The organism is Blastococcus sp. TF02A-30 (genome assembly GCF_003319185.1).
Classification (GTDB): Bacteria; Actinomycetota; Actinomycetes; order Mycobacteriales; family Geodermatophilaceae; genus Blastococcus.
The window spans coordinates 135,938-154,493 of the sequence record NZ_QOHJ01000008.1 but is presented as its reverse complement, the minus strand read 5'-3'; the positions used below and the strand labels follow the sequence as shown (position 1 = coordinate 154,493).

17 protein-coding genes are annotated in these 18,556 nt (G+C 74.6%); 9 read left to right on the top strand and 8 right to left on the bottom strand.

Features of this window, described 5'->3' with window-relative positions; genetic code table 11:
* Positions 1 to 222: 222 nt before the first annotated feature.
* Both DQ241_RS18055 and DQ241_RS18050 read left to right on the top strand, forming a co-directional pair.
* Positions 223 to 552 carry a hypothetical protein gene (locus tag DQ241_RS18055; RefSeq protein WP_113831595.1) on the top strand — a complete coding sequence of 110 codons (330 nt, stop codon included), beginning with the start codon at positions 223 to 225 and terminating at the stop codon, positions 550 to 552.
* A gap of 82 nt (positions 553 to 634) precedes the next feature.
* Complete coding sequence (locus tag DQ241_RS18050) at positions 635 to 1,135, top strand: hypothetical protein (protein WP_147252404.1); 501 nt, start codon at positions 635 to 637, stop codon at positions 1,133 to 1,135.
* Here the strand turns inward: DQ241_RS18050 and DQ241_RS18045 are convergent, their stop codons facing one another.
* A complete protein-coding gene (locus DQ241_RS18045; RefSeq protein ID WP_113831593.1) occupies positions 1,136 to 2,353 on the bottom strand; it encodes a CdaR family transcriptional regulator in 1,218 nt (405 codons plus the stop codon).
* Between the two features lie 172 nt (positions 2,354 to 2,525).
* Here DQ241_RS18045 and DQ241_RS18040 point away from each other — a divergent pair, with 172 nt between their 5' ends.
* The 7 genes from DQ241_RS18040 to DQ241_RS18010 all read left to right on the top strand — a co-directional run bounded on the left by DQ241_RS18040 (position 2,526) and on the right by DQ241_RS18010 (position 10,673).
* Complete coding sequence (locus DQ241_RS18040; protein WP_113831592.1) at positions 2,526 to 3,416, top strand: ABC transporter ATP-binding protein; 891 nt, start codon at positions 2,526 to 2,528, stop codon at positions 3,414 to 3,416.
* Positions 3,409 to 4,170 (top strand): ABC transporter ATP-binding protein, encoded by a 762-nt coding sequence (locus DQ241_RS18035; RefSeq protein WP_113831591.1) that lies wholly within the window; start codon positions 3,409 to 3,411, stop codon positions 4,168 to 4,170. Before DQ241_RS18040 ends, DQ241_RS18035 begins: the two co-directional genes overlap by 8 nt.
* Positions 4,171 to 4,219: 49 nt before the next feature.
* Positions 4,220 to 5,104 carry a branched-chain amino acid ABC transporter permease gene (locus tag DQ241_RS18030; protein WP_113831590.1) on the top strand — a complete coding sequence of 295 codons (885 nt, stop codon included), beginning with the start codon at positions 4,220 to 4,222 and terminating at the stop codon, positions 5,102 to 5,104.
* Between the two features lie 2 nt (positions 5,105 to 5,106).
* Positions 5,107 to 6,285: a branched-chain amino acid ABC transporter permease gene (locus DQ241_RS18025; protein ID WP_113831589.1), complete on the top strand. Its 1,179-nt coding sequence runs from the start codon at positions 5,107 to 5,109 to the stop codon at positions 6,283 to 6,285.
* Between the two features lie 89 nt (positions 6,286 to 6,374).
* The gene (locus tag DQ241_RS18020) at positions 6,375 to 7,724 is read left to right on the top strand and encodes an ABC transporter substrate-binding protein (RefSeq protein WP_233492537.1); all 1,350 of its coding nucleotides are present in this window, start codon (positions 6,375 to 6,377) and stop codon (positions 7,722 to 7,724) included.
* 222 nt (positions 7,725 to 7,946) lie between these two features.
* On the top strand, positions 7,947 to 8,933 hold the full coding sequence (locus tag DQ241_RS18015) for a UDP-glucuronic acid decarboxylase family protein (RefSeq protein WP_113831587.1): 987 nt from the start codon (positions 7,947 to 7,949) through the stop codon (positions 8,931 to 8,933).
* Positions 8,934 to 9,053: 120 nt separating this feature from the next.
* On the top strand, positions 9,054 to 10,673 hold the full coding sequence (locus DQ241_RS18010; RefSeq protein WP_113831586.1) for a substrate-binding domain-containing protein: 1,620 nt from the start codon (positions 9,054 to 9,056) through the stop codon (positions 10,671 to 10,673).
* Between the two features lie 18 nt (positions 10,674 to 10,691).
* Here the strand turns inward: DQ241_RS18010 and DQ241_RS18005 are convergent, their stop codons facing one another.
* Genes DQ241_RS18005 through DQ241_RS17975 form a run of 7 tightly spaced genes read right to left on the bottom strand, consistent with a single transcriptional unit; the run spans position 10,692 to position 18,455 of the window.
* A complete protein-coding gene (locus tag DQ241_RS18005; protein WP_113831585.1) occupies positions 10,692 to 11,732 on the bottom strand; it encodes a glycosyltransferase family 9 protein in 1,041 nt (346 codons plus the stop codon).
* The gene (gene rfaE2 / locus DQ241_RS18000) at positions 11,729 to 13,093 is read right to left on the bottom strand and encodes a D-glycero-beta-D-manno-heptose 1-phosphate adenylyltransferase (protein ID WP_113831584.1); all 1,365 of its coding nucleotides are present in this window, start codon (positions 13,091 to 13,093) and stop codon (positions 11,729 to 11,731) included. Before rfaE2 ends, DQ241_RS18005 begins: the two co-directional genes overlap by 4 nt.
* On the bottom strand, positions 13,090 to 13,773 hold the full coding sequence (locus DQ241_RS17995) for an SIS domain-containing protein (protein ID WP_113831583.1): 684 nt from the start codon (positions 13,771 to 13,773) through the stop codon (positions 13,090 to 13,092). The genes rfaE2 and DQ241_RS17995 overlap by 4 nt, the downstream gene beginning before the upstream one ends.
* Positions 13,770 to 14,987, bottom strand: a complete 1,218-nt coding sequence (locus tag DQ241_RS17990) for a glycosyltransferase (RefSeq protein ID WP_113831582.1) — start codon at positions 14,985 to 14,987, stop codon at positions 13,770 to 13,772. The genes DQ241_RS17995 and DQ241_RS17990 overlap by 4 nt, the downstream gene beginning before the upstream one ends.
* Positions 14,984 to 15,964, bottom strand: coding sequence for a glycosyltransferase (locus DQ241_RS17985; protein WP_113831581.1), 981 nt, complete (start codon positions 15,962 to 15,964; stop codon positions 14,984 to 14,986). The genes DQ241_RS17990 and DQ241_RS17985 overlap by 4 nt, the downstream gene beginning before the upstream one ends.
* Positions 15,961 to 16,965 carry a glycosyltransferase family 9 protein gene (locus DQ241_RS17980; protein WP_113831580.1) on the bottom strand — a complete coding sequence of 335 codons (1,005 nt, stop codon included), beginning with the start codon at positions 16,963 to 16,965 and terminating at the stop codon, positions 15,961 to 15,963. The genes DQ241_RS17985 and DQ241_RS17980 overlap by 4 nt, the downstream gene beginning before the upstream one ends.
* Positions 16,959 to 18,455 carry an HAD-IIIA family hydrolase gene (locus DQ241_RS17975; RefSeq protein ID WP_113831579.1) on the bottom strand — a complete coding sequence of 499 codons (1,497 nt, stop codon included), beginning with the start codon at positions 18,453 to 18,455 and terminating at the stop codon, positions 16,959 to 16,961. The genes DQ241_RS17980 and DQ241_RS17975 overlap by 7 nt, the downstream gene beginning before the upstream one ends.
* Between the last annotated feature and the right edge of the window lie 101 nt (positions 18,456 to 18,556).

The window sequence follows — 18,556 nt, the reverse complement described above, 5'->3', positions numbered from 1 at the left end:
AAGCAGCGCTTGATCCTCGACGCATCGTCCGCGTGGCCGGCGCCGACAAGCCAGAGACAGCTTCCCTGAAAGTAGTGGGATTCTCCCCATCTGCCTTCGGACGAGGAGAGGTGCTCAAGGTCTGGATCTGGTCGGACGATCCACATGGCAGAACCTGGAACGGCGGTTCCGGGGTGACTGCGAACAACGCAGACAGGCGTCTTTACATACAGGGAGGTCAGAGTGAGTAAGCGGGACCGCGAGATGCTCGCGGCCATCATCGACCTCGAGGACGTCGATGACGACGCCCCCGCTGTCGCCGTCCGGCCGCCGAAGGAACCATCGCAGGTCTACTCGATTCGCATCCCTACCGACAGGTTGGAAGAACTGCGCACGGTAGCTGCGGCCCGAGGAATCGCCCCAAGCCAGCTCATGCGCACGTGGGTCATCGAGCGGCTTGACTCCGCCGTCTCGCGCAGGAAGCTCCCGACGGAGCGTCGAGCCGCTGTGATCGCCTTTCCGGTCAGGACCGACATCGTCGAACTGCAGAGGCTGACGCGTGCCTCCTTCTAACGAAGCCACAGACGCCAGCGCTCTCATTAAGCGGCTCGATCGCCAGTGGTACGCGAGCGAACCCGACCACCGCTTGGACTTGATGGCCACGCTCGGGTCGTCCGGCATCCCTGTCGCTGTCGGCGTCCTCGTCAACGGGTCCATCATCCGCGGCGTCATCGGGCCGGACAGTCAGTTCACCGAATCGGCTAGCGCTGCAGTCGAGCGCGCGGTGGGCGCCTTCTTTCCGAACTGGCCAGCGGAGACATCGTCGACTGCCACGCAGGCGCTTCAAAGGCAGGATGAACGCCGAGCCGAGCGCAGGGCTCAGGACCGCGAGGTCTTCGACCGGTACTACGACGAAAGTGATGGTGATTTCAGCATCGACGACGTCAGGCTGGCTGACGTCCCGCGCGTCACCAAAGCGGCGGCCAGCGCGTCTCGTCTCGCGTTTCAGCAGGCCTCGCTGACGCCTCCTGGCGGAACGCCGATCGCACTGGAGAACCTGATCGTCGAGGTCGACTCCATCGACGCTTGGTGGGTCCTAGATGACGAAGAGGGCGCCGCGGTGAACTACGGCTCGCCCCACTCGGACGACTCCTAGCTAGGCAGAGCGGCGGGCGGGGCGCTGCTCGGTGCCGAGCAGCGCCAGCTGCCACAGCAGCCGGGTGCGCGGATCGGCCAACTTCCGGCCGGTCACCGACTCGATCCGGCGCAGCCGGTGCATGACGGTGTTGCGGTGGCAGTACAGCTCGTCGGCCGCCCGGGTCGGCGAGCCGTCGCAGGCCAGCACCGCCGACAGCGTGTCCAGCAGCACTGTGCGCTCGTCGACCGGCAGCTCCAGCAGCCCGCCCAGCGACTGCCGCACCAGCCGCGAGCTGATCTCCGGCGAGTTGCTCAGCAGCGCCTCGGGCAGCCGCTCGTCGATCGTCACGACCCGCCGCGCCTCGGGCGGCAGCGTGCGCGCCGCGGTCTCGGCCAGCCGGTAGGCCGAGCCCGCGGCCGCCGCGCCGTCGACGACCGCGGAGACCCCGACCGGTCCGACGGCGACCGCCTGCAGCCAGGCGAGCACCTCCCCCGACCCCAGCGCGCCGAGCGCGACGATGCCCACCTGCGCCCCGGACCGCAGCCCCCACACCGAGCGCACCCCGCGCTTGAGCAGCGCGCTGCCGGGAGCGTCCAGCGCCGGGCCCCCGTCCGGACCGGGCAGCGCGACCACCGCCATCAGCCGGCCGTCCAGCGGGACGGCGAGCAGCTCGGAGGCGGTGCGCACGAACGCCGGGTCGCCGCCGCGGCCGTCGAGCAGCCCGTCGAGCACCTGCTGGCGGGCCTCCTCGTCGACGCCGGCCAGCCGCCGCTGCTCCTCGCGGTAGCCCTCGGCGAGCGCGGCGCACTCCGCGTCGTTGGTGCGCCAGACGGAGCCGGCCACCTCGAGCAGCAGGGTGTCGTGCCGCCCCCCGCCCTGGCGGGACACCGTCAGCAGCGCCTCCCAGGTGACCTGCCCGCCGAGCCGGTAGGCGCGCAGCACCGCCTCGAGCGGGATGCCCTGCGCCGCGCGCCGGCGGCCCACCTCGCGGGCGTCGGCCACCGCCGGCCGGCCACGGCCCGAGCCGGTGCCGATGAGGGTGCGCAGGCCGCCCTCGAGGTTGGCGCGGGTGGAGCAGCGCAGCTCGTCCGGCGAGTGCGCGACGAGCTCCCGGTAGGACGGCTCGGTGCGGACCAGCACCTCGACCATCCGCTCGGTCATCGAGTCGAGCTGGTCGAGCAGGAGCGGGCTCAGCTCACGGAGCCGCTCGGCAACCTCCGGCCGGAAGGCCTGCACTCGATCCCCTCCTCTCGTGACGCGCCGCACACAGCACAACACGGCCGGGCCAGGACTGTGCGGTCAGCCCATTGTGACCGCCACCACGGGCGGGCAGTCTCAGCGGGACGTACCTGTGACCCAATCGACGCCGACCGGCCTGCCGGTCGGCGCTCCCCGACGAAGAGGAGCAGTGGGCCCCTTGGCGCAGCCGCCTCCGCACCCCGGCAGCCAGCCACACGAGCACCGAACGCCCACTTCCCGCCTCGAGCTGAGCGGCATCAGCGTCGCCTTCGGCGGCGTCACCGCGCTCTCCGACGTCTCGCTGACGGTGGAGCCCGGGCAGGTCCACGGCCTCATCGGGCCGAACGGCGCGGGCAAGACGACGCTGTTCAACGTCGCCTGCGGCCTCGTCCGCCCGAGCGCCGGGACGATCACCTGGCGCGGTGAGCAGCTGCGCCGGCTCCAGCCCAGCAAGCTCACCCGGCTCGGGATCGCCCGCACGCTGCAGGGCGTCGGCCTGTTCCCCGGCCTCACGGTGCTCGAGAACGTGATGGTCGGGGCGCACCGGCACGCGAAGGCGGGCTTCTTCTCCGCCCTGGTCGCGCTGCCCGCCTCCGACGCCGACGAGCGCCGGTTGCGCGAGCGCGCCGGCGCCGCGCTCGCCGAGCTGGGCGCGGAGGGCTACGCCGGGCGCTACCCGGGCAGCCTCCCGTACCCCGTGCAGAAGCGGGTCGCGCTGGCCCGGGCGCTGGTGGCCGAACCCGACCTGCTGCTCCTCGACGAGCCGGCCAGCGGCCTGTCCGAGGACGAGATGCACGAGCTGGGCGACCTCATCCGCTCGGTGTGCACCCGGATGAGCGTGCTGCTCGTCGAGCACCACATGGACCTGGTCATGCGCGTCTGCGACCGCATCACCGTCCTCGATTCCGGCAAGCAGATCGCCGCCGGCACGCCCGCCGAGGTCCAGGCCGACCCGGCGGTCACCGAGGCCTACCTCGGCGACGACGTCGACGTCGAGGCGGACGCCGCGGCGCTGACCGGCCACCCCACCCGCACGGACGGAGGCCGCACCCATGGCTGAGCCGCACGGCGCCACCGCCCTCTCCGCCCGCGGCGGGGCCACCACCGGGCCGGTGCTCGAGGTCGAGGGGCTCACCTCCTCCTACGGGCCCGTGCGCGCGCTGGACGGCGTCTCGCTGCGCGCCGACGCCGGGCGGATCACCGCCGTCCTCGGGGCCAACGGCGCCGGGAAGACGACGCTGCTGCGCACGATCAGCGGGCTGGTCCGCCCGACGTCGGGCACCGTCCGGCTGAACGGCGAGGACATCACCAAGGCGCCGGTCGAGGCGATGGTCGGCAAGGGCATGGCGCACGTGCCCGAGGGTCGGGGCGTCATCGCCGAGCTGACCGTCGACGAGAACCTCCGCGTGGGCTCGCTGTTCCGCGGCAAGGTCGGCAAGGACGAGTTCGACCGGATCTACGACCTCTTCCCGCGCATCGCCGAGCGGCGCAACAACCACGCGCACACCCTCTCCGGCGGCGAGCGGCAGATGCTCGTCATCGGCCGTGCGCTGCTGGCCAACCCGAGGATCCTGCTGCTGGACGAGCCGTCGCTGGGCCTGGCCCCGCGGATCGTCGCGCAGATCTTCGGGCTGCTGCGCCAGCTGGTCGACCGCGAGGGGCTGTCGGTGCTGCTCGTCGAGCAGAACGCACGCAGCGCGCTGTCGGTCGCCGACGTCGGCGTCGTCCTCAACCTCGGTCGCGTCGTCGTCACCGACGACGCCCGCACGTTGATGGCCGACGAGGACCTCCGGCACGCCTACCTGGGCTTCTGACCCACCCACCCGATCTGCCCCACTCCCCGCAGCAGGAAGGCGCTCCTTCGTGGAGAAGTTCGTGAACGTCACCCTCACCGGGTTGACCGAGGGCATGGTCTACGCGGCCTTCGCCCTCGCCCTGGTGCTGATCTGGCGCTCGACCCGCATCGTCAACTTCGCGCAGGGCTCGATGGCCGCGGCCACCGCGTTCATCGCCCTGTCGCTGATCCAGAACGGCCAGTCCTACTGGGTGGCGCTGATCGTGGCACTGGCCTCCGGGTTCGTCCTCGGCGCGGTCGTCGAGCGGGTCGTCATCCGCCCGGTCGAGGGCGGGCCGGAGCTCAACGCCGTCATCGTCACGCTCGGGCTCTTCGTCGCCATCCAGGCGCTGATCGCGATCATCTGGGGTTCATCCTTCGAGTCCTTCCCCGCCCCCTTCGGGCTGGAGGGCTTCCAGGTCGGCGACTCCCGCATCGCCTTCACCCCGAACAGCGTCTTCGTCATCGGCGCCGTCGTGGTCACGATGGCGCTGCTGATCGCGCTCTTCCGGTTCACCCGGGTCGGGCTGGCCATGCGCGCCTCGGCCTTCGGCCAGGAGGTCGCCCGGCTGCTCGGCGTCAAGGTCGGCCGCATGCTGACCCTCGGCTGGGCGCTGGCGGCGGTCGTCGGCTCGCTGGCCGGCCTGCTCATCGCCGGCGGCGAGTTCGTCTACCCGGCCTACATGGACAGCCTGATCGTCTTCGGCTTCGTCGCCGCCGTGCTCGGCGGGCTCGACTCGCCGGTCGGCGCGATCGTCGGCGGGCTCATCCTCGGCCTGGCGCTGTCCTACGTCAGCGGCTACGTCGAGCGCGGCAGCGCGCTGGTCAACGTCAGCGCGCTGGTGATCCTCATGGTCGTGCTCCTGGTGCGACCCGGCGGCCTGTTCGCCAGCAGCGTGGCTCGGAGGGCATGACGATGACCGACTCCCAGACCCCCTCCGGCGCCGGCGCCGCCACCGACGAGGCGCCCGTCACCGCCACCGCGGCGGCCAACGCACCGTCCGCGCAGGCCACCGGTGGGCGCAGCTTCCTGCCGAAGTCGACCCTGCTGCGCCACCTGCTGGTGCTCGTCGTGTGCGCGGTGGGCGCGGTGATCCTGCTCGAGTCCACCTCGCCGTTCCGCAACTCCCAGTTCGCGACGCTGTCCTACTACGCCATCGCCGCCGGCGGCCTGACCCTGCTCACCGGGCTCAACGGCCAGATCTCGCTCGGGCACGGCGCGCTCATGGCCGTCGGCGCGTACACGACCGCGCTGATGCTCGACGTCGAGCGCGGCGAGGACCCCCTGCCCCTGCCGCTGATCCTGCTGCTGGCGGCGCTGGCCGCGACCGTCGTCGGCGCGATCGTCGGGGTGGCGGCCGCCCGGTTGCACGGGCCCTACCTCGCCGGCGCGACCCTGGCCCTGGCCGTCGGGCTGCCCGGCCTGGCGATCTACTTCCACGACACGTTCGGCGGCGAGCAGGGCATGACCGTGCGCGCGCCGCGCGCCCCGGAGTGGTTCACCAGCTTCATCGACACCGTCTCGGGCAACCCCGCCTCGGGGACCAAGTGGCTGGCCTACGTGGGCGTCGTCTGCCTGCTGATCACCTACTTCTTCCTCGCCAACCTGGTGCGCAGCCGGATCGGCCGCACCTGGCGCGCGGTGCGTGACCAGGACGTGGCCGCGGAGCTGGCCGGGATCAACCTCGGCACGTGGCGGGTGCTGGCGTTCACCGTCAGCGCCTGCGCCGCGGGCCTGGCCGGCGGGGTGCTCGCCATCGTGGTGCGGCTGGCCGCCCCCAGCGGCTTCACCCTGGTGCTCTCGCTCTCGCTGCTCACCGCCATCGTGCTCGGCGGCCTCGGCAGCCTGCTCGGCGCCCTGCTCGGCTCGGCGCTGCTGGTCTTCCTCCCGCCGTTCGTCACCGACCTGGGCACCGAGTGGGGCCTGAACAGCACCGAGGCCGCGCAGCTCGCGCCGTTCGTCTACGGCGTCGTCCTGGTGGCGGCGATGCTCTTCGCCCCCGCCGGCTTCGTCGGCACCATCCGCATGCGCTGGCTCACGATGCGGGCCAAGCGCGCGATGGCCGCCTCCGCCGGTTCGACGAGCAGGGGGTGAGGACGACCCGATCGACCCGCCGACCCCGGCCGCTCCCCCCCAACCCGACTCCCGGGCACCGATGCCCGGGCCGCACCAGAGGAGAACTGTTGTCCAGATCCTCCCGACGTCTCGTGTCGCTCTTCGCGGCCGCCACCGTCGTGTCCTCCGTCGCCGCCTGCGGCGGCGGTGACGACGACAGCGGTGGTGGCGGCGGTGGCGGTGGCGCCAACGAGGCCTCCGACATCGGCATCACCGAGGACTCGATCAAGCTCGGTGCCCACTACCCGCTGACCGGCGTGGCCGCGCCGGGCTACAGCGAGATCCCGCTCGGCGTCGACGCCTACTTCGACTACGTCAACGAGAACGGCGGCGTGTACGACCGGCAGATCGACTACATCTACCGCGACGACGCCTACAACCCGACCAACACCAGCCAGGTCGTCAACCAGCTGGTGCTCGAGGACGAGGTCTTCGCGATCGTCGGCGGCCTGGGCACCCCCACCCACAGCGCCGTCCTGGACTTCCTCAACAGCGAGGGCGTGCCGGACCTGTTCGTGTCGTCGGGCTCGCTGCTCTGGGGCGACGACCCGGAGACCAACCCGTACACCTTCGGCTGGCAGACCGACTACATGTCCGAGGGCAAGATCATCGGCCAGTACATCGCCGAGGAGTTCCCGGATGCCAAGGTCGGTCTCTTCCTCCAGGACGACGACTTCGGCGAGGACGGCGAGGCCGGCGTCCGCGAGTACATCGACGACCAGATCGTGGCCGCGGTGCGCTACACGCCGGGCAACACCAACGTCGGCCCGCAGATCGCCGAGCTCCAGGCCTCGGGGGCGGACTTCGTCGTCGGCTTCAACGTGCCGAGCTACACCGCCCTGTCGCAGCTGACCGCGCTGCAGCTGGGCTACGACCCGCAGTGGTTCTACTCGAACGTCGGGTCGGACACCGAGCTGGTCGGCCGGCTGCTGGCCAACTTCTCGCAGGGCGCCGTGGGTGACGCCAGCGTGCTCGACGGCATGCTGACCACCGACTACCTGCCGACCGTCGACGCCCCCGACGACCCGTGGGTGCAGAAGTTCCAGGAGATCTGGGAGTCCAACGGCGACGGCAGCGACCTGACCAACTACAAGCTGTACGGCATGTCGATGGCCTACACGACCATCCAGGCGCTGCAGGCCGCCGGCCAGAACCCGACCCGCGACGACCTCGTCGAGGCCATCGAGACGGTCGGCGCCGAGTGGGAGGGCCCGCTCCTGGCACCCTTCCGGTACAGCGAGGACAGCCACATGGGCACCGGTGGCATGTCGATCAGCCGCCTCGTCGGGACCACCGCCGAGGAGGTCCGTCCCGTGATGATCACCGACATCGGCGACGCCGAGATCGAGGAGTGGGACGGCGAGGAGACGGCTCCGCCGGAGAACGGCATCCCGGACGAGCCCGCCTTCAACGAATAGCAGGACCTCGTCCCACTCATCCCTCGCAAGCTCGGGGTGAGCCTCTGGACGAGGCCGTTCCAGCACGTCACCACGGCGGGCCGTCGGATCCACCAGGATCCGGCGGCCCGTCCGCGTGTTCCGCGGGAACACTTCGCCGCCGAAGTGTGTGCGCTCGGCCGGCCCGGGTAGGGGCGGCACGGAGGGGTGCGCAGGGGCGCCCGGGAAGCACGAGGAGCAGCGATGGCACAGCCGGTGCGCGAGGTCCGCACGATCCGCCGGGCGGTGGTCACCGGAGGGGCCGGGTTCCTCGGCTCGCACCTCTGCGAGCAGCTGCTCGACCGCGGCGTCGAGGTGGTGGCGCTCGACAACTTCCTCACCGGCTCCCCGGAGAACGTCGTCCACCTGCTGGAGCACCCCCGGTTCCGGCTGGTGCGCTGCGACGTCACCGACTACGTGCACGTCCCCGGCCCGGTCGACCTCGTCCTGCACTTCGCCTCGCCGGCCAGCCCGCTCGACTACCTCAAGATGCCGATCGAGACGCTCAAGGTCGGCAGCCTCGGCACCCTCCACACGCTGGGCCTGGCGCACGAGAAGGGCGCCCGCTACGTCCTCGCCTCCACCTCGGAGGTCTACGGCGACCCGCTGCAGCACCCGCAGACCGAGGAGTACTGGGGCAACGTCAACCCGGTGGGCCCGCGCGGCGTCTACGACGAGGCCAAGCGGTTCAGCGAGGCGATGACCACCGCCTACCGGACGTCGAAGGGCACCGACACCGGCATCGTCCGGATCTTCAACACCTACGGGCCGCGCATGCGCGCCGACGACGGCCGCGCGATTCCCGCGTTCGTCGGCCAGGCGCTGTCCGGCCGGCCGCTGACCGTCGCCGGCGACGGCTCGCAGACCCGTTCCATCTGCTACGTCGACGACACCGTCCGCGGCATCCTGGCGATGGCGTTCTCGCCGCACGCGGGCCCGGTGAACATCGGCAACCCCGACGAGCTGTCGATGCTCGCCCTGGCCCGCTGGATCGTGGAGCTCACGGGGTCCGACTCCCCCGTCGACTTCATCGACCTCCCCGTCGACGACCCCAAGGTCCGCCGGCCCGACACCACGAAGGCGCAGGAGCTGCTGGGCTGGCAGCCGGAGGTGACCTCCGAGGAGGGCCTGCGGCGCACGGTCGCCTGGTTCCGGGAGCGGGTCGGCGCCCTCGAGGTGCGCGCCGGCTAACCCTTCGTCATCGGCAGGTGACGCGGAGCGTTGGACCCCGTGGCGGCTGCCCCACTACTCTGGGGGGCCGCGGTCTCGGGGGAGCCGCGACTGCCACCGAGTCGATGACAGAGAGCGAGCATGGGCCGCCACGCCGATCCCACCGCAACCCGACGTCCGGCGCCGCCCGTCCTCCTGATCGCCGCAGGTCTGGTCCTCCTGCTCCTCGTCGGCGGGGTCGCCTGGTGGGTCACCGCCGGGGGCGAGGACTGCGACTCGCCGCCCGTCGTCGACGTCACGGTGGCGCCCGAGCTGGGTGAGCTGGCCGGCGAGCTGCTGTCCGACGAGGCCCTGGCCGAGCAGTGCGTCCGGGCCCAGGTGACCGCCCAGGAGCCGCTGCAGACCGTGGGCGACCTGGGCGCCCTGGACGCCGAGGCGCTGCCCGACGTGTGGATCCCCGACTCCTCGCTGTGGTCGGCCCGCGCGGAGGGTGCCGAGCTCTCCGCCGACGGCGCGGTGGCCTCCTCCCCCGTCGTGCTGGCCACCTCGCGCGCCGCGGTCGACGCCCTCGGCTGGGCGAACGCACCCCCCACGTGGGGCCAGGCGCTCACCACCGACCGCCCGCTCGCCGTCCCCGACCTCGCGGCGAGCGCGGAGGGCCTGTCCGCCCTCGCCGCCGTGCGCAGCTCCCTGGGCGGCGGCGAGGACGCCGACAAAGCCGTCGTCGAGGCCGTGCTCTCGGCCTCCCGCGCACCGGCCGCCGCCGACGCCCTGGCCGAGGCGGCCGACGGCGCGGAGGACGCCGCCCTCGTGCCGGTGAGCGAGCAGGAGGTCTACGCGGGGAACGAGGGCAACCCGGACCCGCTGCTCATCGCCGTCTACCCGTCGGAGGGCTCGCCGTCGCTGGACTACCCGGTGCTGCGGGTCGGCTCGCCCGAGGAGACCGAGGCGGTCGACGCCGTCGTCGCGGCGCTCACGTCGGAGGCGGCGCAGGAGGCCGCGCGCGAGGCCGGCTTCCGCACCGGCGACGGGTCCGCCCCCGCCCTGGCCGGCGACCGCACCGGCACGCGTCAGGAGGCGCCTCAGGCGCTGGAGCTCGATCCCGCGGAGGTGCAGGGGCTGCTCGGCCGGCTCTCCAGCCTGGCCAAGCCCTCGCGGCTGCTGGCCGTGTTCGACGTGAGCACCTCGATGGAGGCCGCCGTGGGTGGCGGCACCCGCGCCACCCTGGCCCGGGACGCCGCGAAGAGCGCGCTCTCGCTGTTCCCCGGCCGCTCCGCCATCGGGCTGTGGGTCTTCGCCCGCGAGCTGGAGAGCACCCAGGACTGGACCCAGCTGGTGCCCACCCGGGCGCTCGAGGCCGACGTCAACGGGTCCACCCAGCGCGAGGTCCTCACCGACCAGCTGGACACGATCCCCGGGCGCCTCTCCCCCGGCGGGACGGGCCTCTACGACACCACGCTGGCCGCCGTCCGCGCGGCCCGGGCCGACTTCGACCCGACCTCGGTGAGCAGCGTCGTGATCATCACCGACGGGCAGGACGAGGACACCGACAGCATCGGCCTGGAGACGCTGGTCCAGACGCTGGCCGCCGAGGTGGACGCCAACCGCCCGGTGAAGGTCATCGGCATCGCCCTCGGCCCGGAGGCCGACCTGAGCGCGCTGGAGCGCATCGCCGACGCGACCGGCGGCGCCGCCTACTCCGCGGTCGACGAGAACGACCTGCAGGACGTGCTCTTCGACGCCCTCCGCCAGCGCGGCTGATGAAGGACCCCGTCCCTCTCACCCCTCGCACGCTCGGGGCGAGCCTCCGGACGGGGCCAGGACGGCGTCGAGGGCGGTGACGACCTCGTCGACGGTGATGCGGGCCAGCGCCGGGTCGAGCTCGGCGCCCCAGGGATCGCCGGTGCCGTCGCCGTGCCAGAGGACGACGTGCTGCTCGCGCGGCGGCGGTCCCCACAGCGCGGGTGACACCGGGCCGAACAGCACCACGGAGGGACGGCGGTAGGCCGTCGCCAGGTGCGCGACGCCGGTGTCGCCGCACACCACCACGCGGGCGGCGGCCACCACGGCGGCCAGCCCCAGCGACGTCGTCCGGCCGGCCAGCACCGCGTCGTCCGGCAGGCCCGCCGCGGCCGCGACCTCCCGCGCCAGCTCCACCTCGGCCGGCCCTCCGGTGATCCGCACGTCGTGCCCCGAGTCGGCGAGGTGCCGGGCGACGGCGGCGAACCGGGCCGGTGGCCAGCGGCGCCCGGGGTAGGCGGCACCGGGGTGGACGACCGCGACGTCGCGCACGGGCGGCGGCACCGGCGGCACGGCGAGGTCGAGCGCGTCCGGATCGGCCTCGACCCCGAGCCCCTCGGAGACCAGCCGGCACCAGCGGCGCACCTCGTGCTCGTCGGGGTACCAGGTCGGGCCGGGGTACCCGGGGCTGTCGAAGGTCAGCAGCCGTGCCGGGTGCAGGTCGGCCACCACCACGTGCGACGCCGGACCCTTGCCGTGCAGGTCGACGGCGAGCTCCGGCGGCGGCCCGTTCCAGTCCAGGGGCTCGAGCTCGCGGGCCGGCAGCACCTCGTCGACGGCGTCGATCAGCTCGGCCAGCGGGCGCAGCTGCTCGGTGGTGGCGAGGACCAGCCGGTGCTCGGGCACGGCGGCGCGGACCGCCCGGATCGCCGGCACCCCGGTGAGCAGGTCCCCCAGCCCCAGCGGCCGGAGGACGACCGCCGCCGGCCGGCCGCCGTCGTCAGCTCTCGGTGCAGAAAGCTGAACGCGCGCGGTCGAGCTCCCGGTACCGGCAGCGGGTTCGAGGGGGTCCGCTGTCATACACGGGAGCGCTCGACCAGGGCGGTGGTCGAGTGGCCGTCGAGGTACGGCAGGACGACGGCCTGGCCGCCCCACCGGCGCAGCACCTCGGTCTCGGGCAGCTCCGCGCCCGCGTAGTCGCCGCCCTTGGCCCAGACGTCGGGGCGCAGCCGGTCCAGCACCTCCGACGGGGTGTCCTCGTCGAACACGACGACGGCGTCGACGAACTCCAGCGCCTCCAGCACCCGCGCCCGGTCGGCGGCGGTGACCAACGGCCGCGACGGGCCCTTGAGCCGGCGCACCGAGTCGTCGGAGTTGATGCACACCACCAGGCAGTCGCCCAGGCCGCGGGCGGCCCGGAGCGTGGCGACGTGGCCGGGGTGCAGCAGGTCGAAGCAGCCGCCGGTGGCCACCACGGTGCCGCCGGCCGCGCGCACCCGCGCGATCACGCCCTCGGCACCGGGCTCGGCGACCACGTTCGGCGCGTCGCGGTCGGCGGCGTCCCAGGCGGAGGCGCCCCCGCGGGCCACGAACGCCGACGCGAAGGCGACGCCGGCGGCCACGGCCTCGCCGGTGACCGCGCCGTCGGCCAGCGCGAGCGCCGCGGCGGCAGCGAAGGAGTCGCCGGCTCCGCAGGGATCCCCGCCGGTGACCGCGACCGCGGGCACGACCATCGGGGCGCCGGAGCCGTAGGAGAGCAGCGTGCCGCGGGCGCCCATGGTCACCGCCACCGCGCCGACGCCCCAGTGCGAGATCAGCGCCTCCGCCCGGGTCCCGACGGCCGCCAGCCCCTCCCCGGGGACGTCCGGCGCCACCCGGGCGGCCTCGGCGGCGTTGGGCGTGACCAGCCGGACGCCGCGGACCGGGTCCGCCCCGCGCGGGTGCGGGTCCCACACGACGGGGCCGCGGGCGCCGGCCAGCGCGGCCCGAACGTCCGGGGCCGCCGTGGTCCCCCGGCCGTAGTCGGCCACGAGCACCGCCGCCGCGTCGCGGATCACCGCCGCGGCCTCGTCGGGCAGCGCTCCCAGGGTCGCCACCGGGGCGCCGGAGTCCAGCCGGGCCACCGAGTGGTCCCCGACCCGGATCCGCTGCTTCACGGCCGTCCCGCCGGTGGCCGGGATCGGCACCAGCCGGACCCGGCCCGCGAGCAGCTCGCGCAGCCGCGCCGCCCCGTCGTCGGAGTCCAGCGGCGCGACCAGCACCACCTCGCGGGCGGTGGCCGACGCGGCGATGACCGCGGCCAGCGCCGCACCGCCGGGCCGTTCCCGGCGCTCGACGTCCTCGACGACCGGCACCGGCGCGTCGGGGGTGAGCCGCGACGCCGAGCCGACCAGGTCGACGTCGAGCAGCGCGTCGCCGACCACCACCAGCGGGCGGCTCACCGGGCGCTCCCGAGGGTCGGGCCGGTCGGCACCCGGGGCGGCGCGGCGAGCACCGCGGCGTCGAACGCCGCGCAGACCAGGTGCAGCGCGACCAGGTGGCACTCCTGCACGGTCGCCGTCCAGGGGGAGTCGATGCAGACCGCGTCGTCGACCGCCGCGGCCAGCGGGTTGGGCGCCGGCCCGGTCAGGGCGAACGTGGTGATCCCGCACTCGCGGGCCCGCCGGGCCGCGGCGACGGCGTTGGGCGAGCGGCCCGAGGTGGACAGCAGCACCAGGACGTCGCCGGCCCGGCCGTGCGCCTCGACCTGGCGGGCGAACAGCTCGTCGGCCGGGTAGTCGTTGGCGATCGCGGTGAGCGAGGAGGTCTCGGCGGTGAGGCAGATCGCCGAGAACGGCGGGCGGTCGGCCCGGTAGCGGCCGACCAGCTCGGCGGTGAGGTGCTGGGCCTGCGCCGCGCTGCCGCCGTTGCCCGCGGCCAGCAGCCGGCCACGGGACTCGCCGCACAGCACGTCGGCCAGCGTCCGCCCCCACCGGTCCAGCGCGTCGAGCTGACCGTCCAGCGAGCGCAGCGCGGCCTGCAGCGAGCGCACGTGGTCGGCGCCGGTGAGGTGCGTGCAGGTGCCCGGCTCCGGGACGTCGTGCACGACGTTCTCGAAGAAGGAGTGCGGGGCGGTGCTCATCGGGCGACCTCCACGAGACGGCGGCTGGTCAGCACCTGCCGGTAGACGGATTCGGTGTCGGCGACCACGCGGCTCCACCGGTAGCGGTTGCGCGCCCGCATCAGCCCGGCCTCGCCGTAGGCGGCGCGCCGGTCGGGATCGGCGAGCAGGGCGGCCAGGACCTCGCCCAGCCGCTCGGGGTCGCGCGGGGGCACGAGATCGCCGGTGACGCCGTGGACGACGGTGTCCTGCAGCCCGCCGACCGCGGTGGCCACGACCGGGCGGGCGCAGGCCATCGCCTCCAGCGGCGTGATGCCGAACGGCTCGTACCAGGGCACGGCCAGGACGACGTCGGCCGAGCGCACCCACGCGGGGACGTCGGCGCGCGCCACCGACCCGGCGAAGACCAGCCGGTCGGCCACGCCCGCCTCGGCGGCGATCGCCCGCAGCCGGCGCACCTCCGGATCGGTGTCGATCGCGTCCACCGCCGGCCCGCCGACGACGACCAGCTCGGCGTCGGGCACCGCGCGCAGCGCGCGGACGGCGTCGTCCTGCCCCTTGCGCTCGACCAGCCGGCCCAGCACCAGCAGCCGCTTCCGGTCGCCGCGCGGGGCCACCGGCCCCTCGGGGGTGAAGACCGAGGTGTCCACGCCGCAGGGCACGACCGAGACGCGGTCGCCGTCGAGGCCCAGCCGGCGCAGCTCGAAGACCTCGTCGGAGCAGGTGGCGACGACGTGCGTGACGGTGCGGCACAGCGAGCGCTCGAGCTCCACCCGGTTCGCCGGCGAGGTGTCGGCCGCGCCCTGGTGCCGGCGCTTGACCGCACCCAGCGCGTGGAAGGTCTGCACTATCGGCACCCCACCCACCCCCGGGCGCCCCGCCGCGGCCACCGAGGCCAGCCCGCTCATCCAGAAGTGCGCGTGCACCACGTCCGGGGCGTGCTCGGCCCAGGTCCGCCGGAGGTTGGCCGCGAACTCCGGCATGTGCCGCAGGAGCTCGTCCTTGGGCAGCTCCCGCGCCGGGCCCGCCGGCACGTGCGCCACGTTGTAGCCGTCCTGCGTGACGACGCGCTCGGGCAGCGCGTCGTCGTCCCGGCGGGTGTGCACCGTGACGTCGTGCCCGCGGGACGCCAGCCCCGCGGCCAGGGCCGCCACGTGCACGTTCTGCCCGCCCGCGTCGACGCCGCCGATCGCGGCCAGCGGGCTGGCGTGCTCCGACACCAGGTCGATCCTCACCGCGTCACCTCTCCCAGCAGCGCGTCCCAGTCACCCAGGAAGCGGTCCAGCCCGTAGCGCTCCAGTGCCGCGGCGCGGGCGGCCTTGCCGGCCAGCCGGGCGGCGTCCGCGTCGTGCAGGAAGGTGCGCACGCCCTCCCACAGCCGCTCGGGGCGGGTCGAGAGCACGCCGGCCTCCGGCGGCACCGCCTCGAACGCCTCGGTGGTGGCCAGCGCGACCACCGGCATGCCCAGGTGCATCGCCTCCAGCAGCGAGAGGCCGAGCGAGGTCCAGCGCACGGGGTGCACGTAGACGCGGCGGCGGGCCAGCTCGGCGTGCATCGCCGCCTGCGGTGGGTCGTCGAACAGCTGCACGCGCTCGGGATCGAGGCCGTGCTGCTCGTGCAGGCCGGCCAGCCCCATGCCGAAGACGTCGACCGGCGCCACCGCGGCCAGGCCGGGCAGCAGGTCCGCGCCGACGGTGCGGCCGCGGCGGACCGGCTCGTTGGTGACGACGGCGGCGCGGGCCAGCTCGCCGGTCCACCGCTCGCCGGGGTCGACGATGCCGTGCTCGATCACCGTCGTCGGCGCCCGGCCGTTGTCGTAGAAGAGCCGGTTGAAGTGGGTGACGTGCGCGATCGGGACGGCGTCCTGGTCGGCCATCGGGTGCCGCGTGTACGGCACCGGCTCGGCGTCGGGCTCCAGCCCGGGCGCGTTGTGCTCGAGGAACACGGCGGGCAGGTCGCGGCCGGGCTCGCGCCCCAGCCACTCGCGCACCAGCTCCAGGTCGCGCACCCGCTGGAGCACGACGACGTCGACCTGCTCGTCGCGCAGCTGCTCGGGGGTCACCTCGCGGGCCGACGCCGGCCAGTCCCAGGTGCGGGCGCGGCCGAGACCGTCGGCGCCGCGATCCGGGGTCACCGGGATCAGGTACTCGTGGGGACCCTGGACGAACGCCGTCGTCCAGGAGCCGTGCACGTGCCAGACCAGCACCTTCATGCGCTCACCAGCTTCTCGACGGCGGCGACGACGTCCTGCGCGGTCACCGAGGTCAGGCAGGGGTGGCCGGGCACCGGGCACTCGCGGGCCCGGGATCCGGCGCAGGCGGCGGACTGGTCGCCCAGCAGCACGGTCGGCACGCCGTACGGCGCCCACCGCTCGGGCGGCACGACCGGCGCGAACAGCGACACGACCGGCGTCCCGACGGCGGCGGCCAGGTGCGCCGGGCCGGTGTTGCCGACGACGACGGCGGCGGCGCCGTCGAGCAGCGCCGCCATCTCGGCCAGCGTGGTCTCCCCGCCCAGGTCGACGCCGCGGGTGCCGGCGACGGCGGCGGTCAGCTCCCGCTCGGCCGGCCCGCCGGTGACCAGCACGCGGTGGCCGGCGTCGGCGAGCGCCTCGACCGCCTCGGCGCACCGGTGGGCGGGCCAGGCCCGCGCCGGCACGGACGCACCCGGGTGGACGACGACATAGCCGGGTTCGTGCGCGACCGGGGGCAGGGGCCGGCGCACCTCCAGCCGTCCGTCGTCGTCCGGCGGCAGCTCGAACCCGGCCGCGCGGGCCAGGGAGAGCGCCCGCTCGGGCTCGGGCAGGTCGTCGTCGACGCGGTGGCGGACGTCGAGCAGCGTCCCGGGGTAGTCGACGCTGATCGCGCTGATCCGCCGCACGCCGGCGGTGCGGAGCACCAGCGCCAGGGGCAGGGGCGACTGGTGGAACGACGTGGAGATGACCGCCTCGTCGGGCGCCAGCGCCCGGACGCGGTCGGTGAGGGCGGCGAGGTCGGCCGGGTCGACCGGCGGCGGGTCGCCGAGGATCCACGGGCAGGCCCAGGTCCAGACCTCGTCGACGCCGGGCAGCAGCCGGGCGGCCGCGGCCCCCGCCGGCCCGGCCAGGAGGACCACCCGGTCGGCGCCGTGCGCGACGGCGCGCACCAGCGGGCCCTGCAGCAGGACGTCGCCGGCGTTGTCGAGCCGGGCGACGAGCACCGTGCGGGTCACCATTCCCCCGCCAGCACCTGCTCGACCGCGCCGCTCAGGGTCTCCGCGCGGCGGGCCGCCGCCTCGACCTCCTGCCGGCGGGTGACCGGGGTGGGCACCATGATCCCGACCGCGCCGGCAGCGGCCGCGGCGTCGACGTCGGCGGCGATGTCGCCGATGACCACGCAGCGGTCGGGGTGCACGTCGAGCTCGGCGCAGGCCGCCTTGACCATGCCGGGCGCGGGCTTGCGGCAGTCGCAGCCGTCGTCCGGGCCGTGCGGGCAGTACTGGACGGTGTCGAACGGGCCGAGCAGCTCCTCGAGCCGGGCCATGCAGGCGTCGACGTCGTCCCGGGTGATCAGGCCGCGGGCGACGCCGGACTGGTTGCTGACCACGCCGACCTTCACCCCGCGGGCGCGCAGCGCGTCGAGCGCCTCCTTCGCACCGTCGACCGGCCGGACCCACTCGGGGTCGCCGTTGTAGGGGAAGTCGTGCACGAGCGTGCCGTCGCGGTCGAAGAGCACGAGGTCGGGCAGTCCCCGCCAGGGGCGGACGCCGGCGTGCTGGACGACGCCCTTCAGCCAGTGCCAGGTGGCCAGCGGCGGGATGAGCGCGCTGGTGGCCAGCATGGTGCCGACCTCGGCGCGGTCGCGCGGCCCGGGGGCGATCCGCTTCCAGGCGAACTCGGCGGTGCCCGCCAGCCACGCGGCCGCCGCGAGCGCGGCCGCCCGTGGCCTCCGTGCGGCGGCCAGCCCGACGGCGGACAGCGCGGCGGCGGTGACGGCGGTGTGCTGCGGGCGGCGGCCGAGCGGCGCGTTCGCGCGGTGCGGCGCCCGCCAGTCGGCGCCGTGCAGCCGGCGCATGAGGACGTCGTCGGCGTTGCCCTTCTGCACGCGCACGCTGGTCCAGCGGCCGGTGGGCCGCACCGGGTGGGTGATCCAGCGCTCGCCGCGTACCAGCCGGGCGCCGGTGCCCATGACCCGCAGCGCCAGGTCGGAGTCCTCGCGGAAGGCGCGGGGGAAGCGCTCGTCGAAGCCGCCGACCGCGGCCAGGGCGTCGCGGCGGTAGGCGAGATCGGCGGTGATCCAGCTCGACGTCGCCAGGCCCGCCGTGCCGCGCTCCCAGTCGGTGGGCCGGCGGTCCGCGGGCAGCGGCACCCGTACGCGGCCCTGGCTGCCGGCCACGTCGGACGGGAGGTCGGCCAGGTCGGCGGCGAGCCGCTCGTACCAGTCGGGGTCGGGGACGACGTCGTCGTCCAGGAAGGCGATCCACCGGGTGCGGGCGGTCCGCCAGCCGAGGTTGCGGGCGCGAGCGGGGCCACCGCCACCGGTGCGGACGACGCGGACCGGCGGCAGACCGGGCCGCTCCGGGCGCAGCGGCTCCCCCGCCGGGCGGTCGTCGACCAGGACCAGCTCGGCGGGGCGGGGACCGGACGAGGAGGCCAGCGCGTCGAGCAGGACGTCGAGGGAGGGACGCCCGATCGTCGGCACCACCACGGTGACCTGCGCCAGCATGATCGTCGTCGTGCCCGATCTCGTTCCGGCGAAACACTACGGGCTTGAAGTGTTCGCCCGACGCACCCGATCGGGCCGCCGACCCGGGCTCTCGGTACCGA

Excerpts from the sequence above, each read along its gene's own strand:
- DQ241_RS18005 (WP_113831585.1), bottom strand. The coding sequence starts at position 11,732 with ATGACAGCGGACCCCCTCGAACCCGCTGCCGGTACCGGGAGCTCGACC.
- DQ241_RS17975 (WP_113831579.1), bottom strand. The coding sequence starts at position 18,455 with ATGCTGGCGCAGGTCACCGTGGTGGTGCCGACGATCGGGCGTCCCTCC.
- DQ241_RS18010 (WP_113831586.1), top strand. The coding sequence starts at position 9,054 with ATGGGCCGCCACGCCGATCCCACCGCAACCCGACGTCCGGCGCCGCCC.
- DQ241_RS17995 (WP_113831583.1), bottom strand. The coding sequence starts at position 13,773 with ATGAGCACCGCCCCGCACTCCTTCTTCGAGAACGTCGTGCACGACGTC.
- DQ241_RS18035 (WP_113831591.1), top strand. The coding sequence starts at position 3,409 with ATGGCTGAGCCGCACGGCGCCACCGCCCTCTCCGCCCGCGGCGGGGCC.
- DQ241_RS17985 (WP_113831581.1), bottom strand. The coding sequence starts at position 15,964 with ATGAAGGTGCTGGTCTGGCACGTGCACGGCTCCTGGACGACGGCGTTC.
- DQ241_RS18050 (WP_147252404.1), top strand. The coding sequence starts at position 635 with ATGGCCACGCTCGGGTCGTCCGGCATCCCTGTCGCTGTCGGCGTCCTC.
- DQ241_RS18025 (WP_113831589.1), top strand. The coding sequence starts at position 5,107 with ATGACCGACTCCCAGACCCCCTCCGGCGCCGGCGCCGCCACCGACGAG.
- DQ241_RS18015 (WP_113831587.1), top strand. The coding sequence starts at position 7,947 with ATGGCACAGCCGGTGCGCGAGGTCCGCACGATCCGCCGGGCGGTGGTC.
- DQ241_RS17980 (WP_113831580.1), bottom strand. The coding sequence starts at position 16,965 with ATGGTGACCCGCACGGTGCTCGTCGCCCGGCTCGACAACGCCGGCGAC.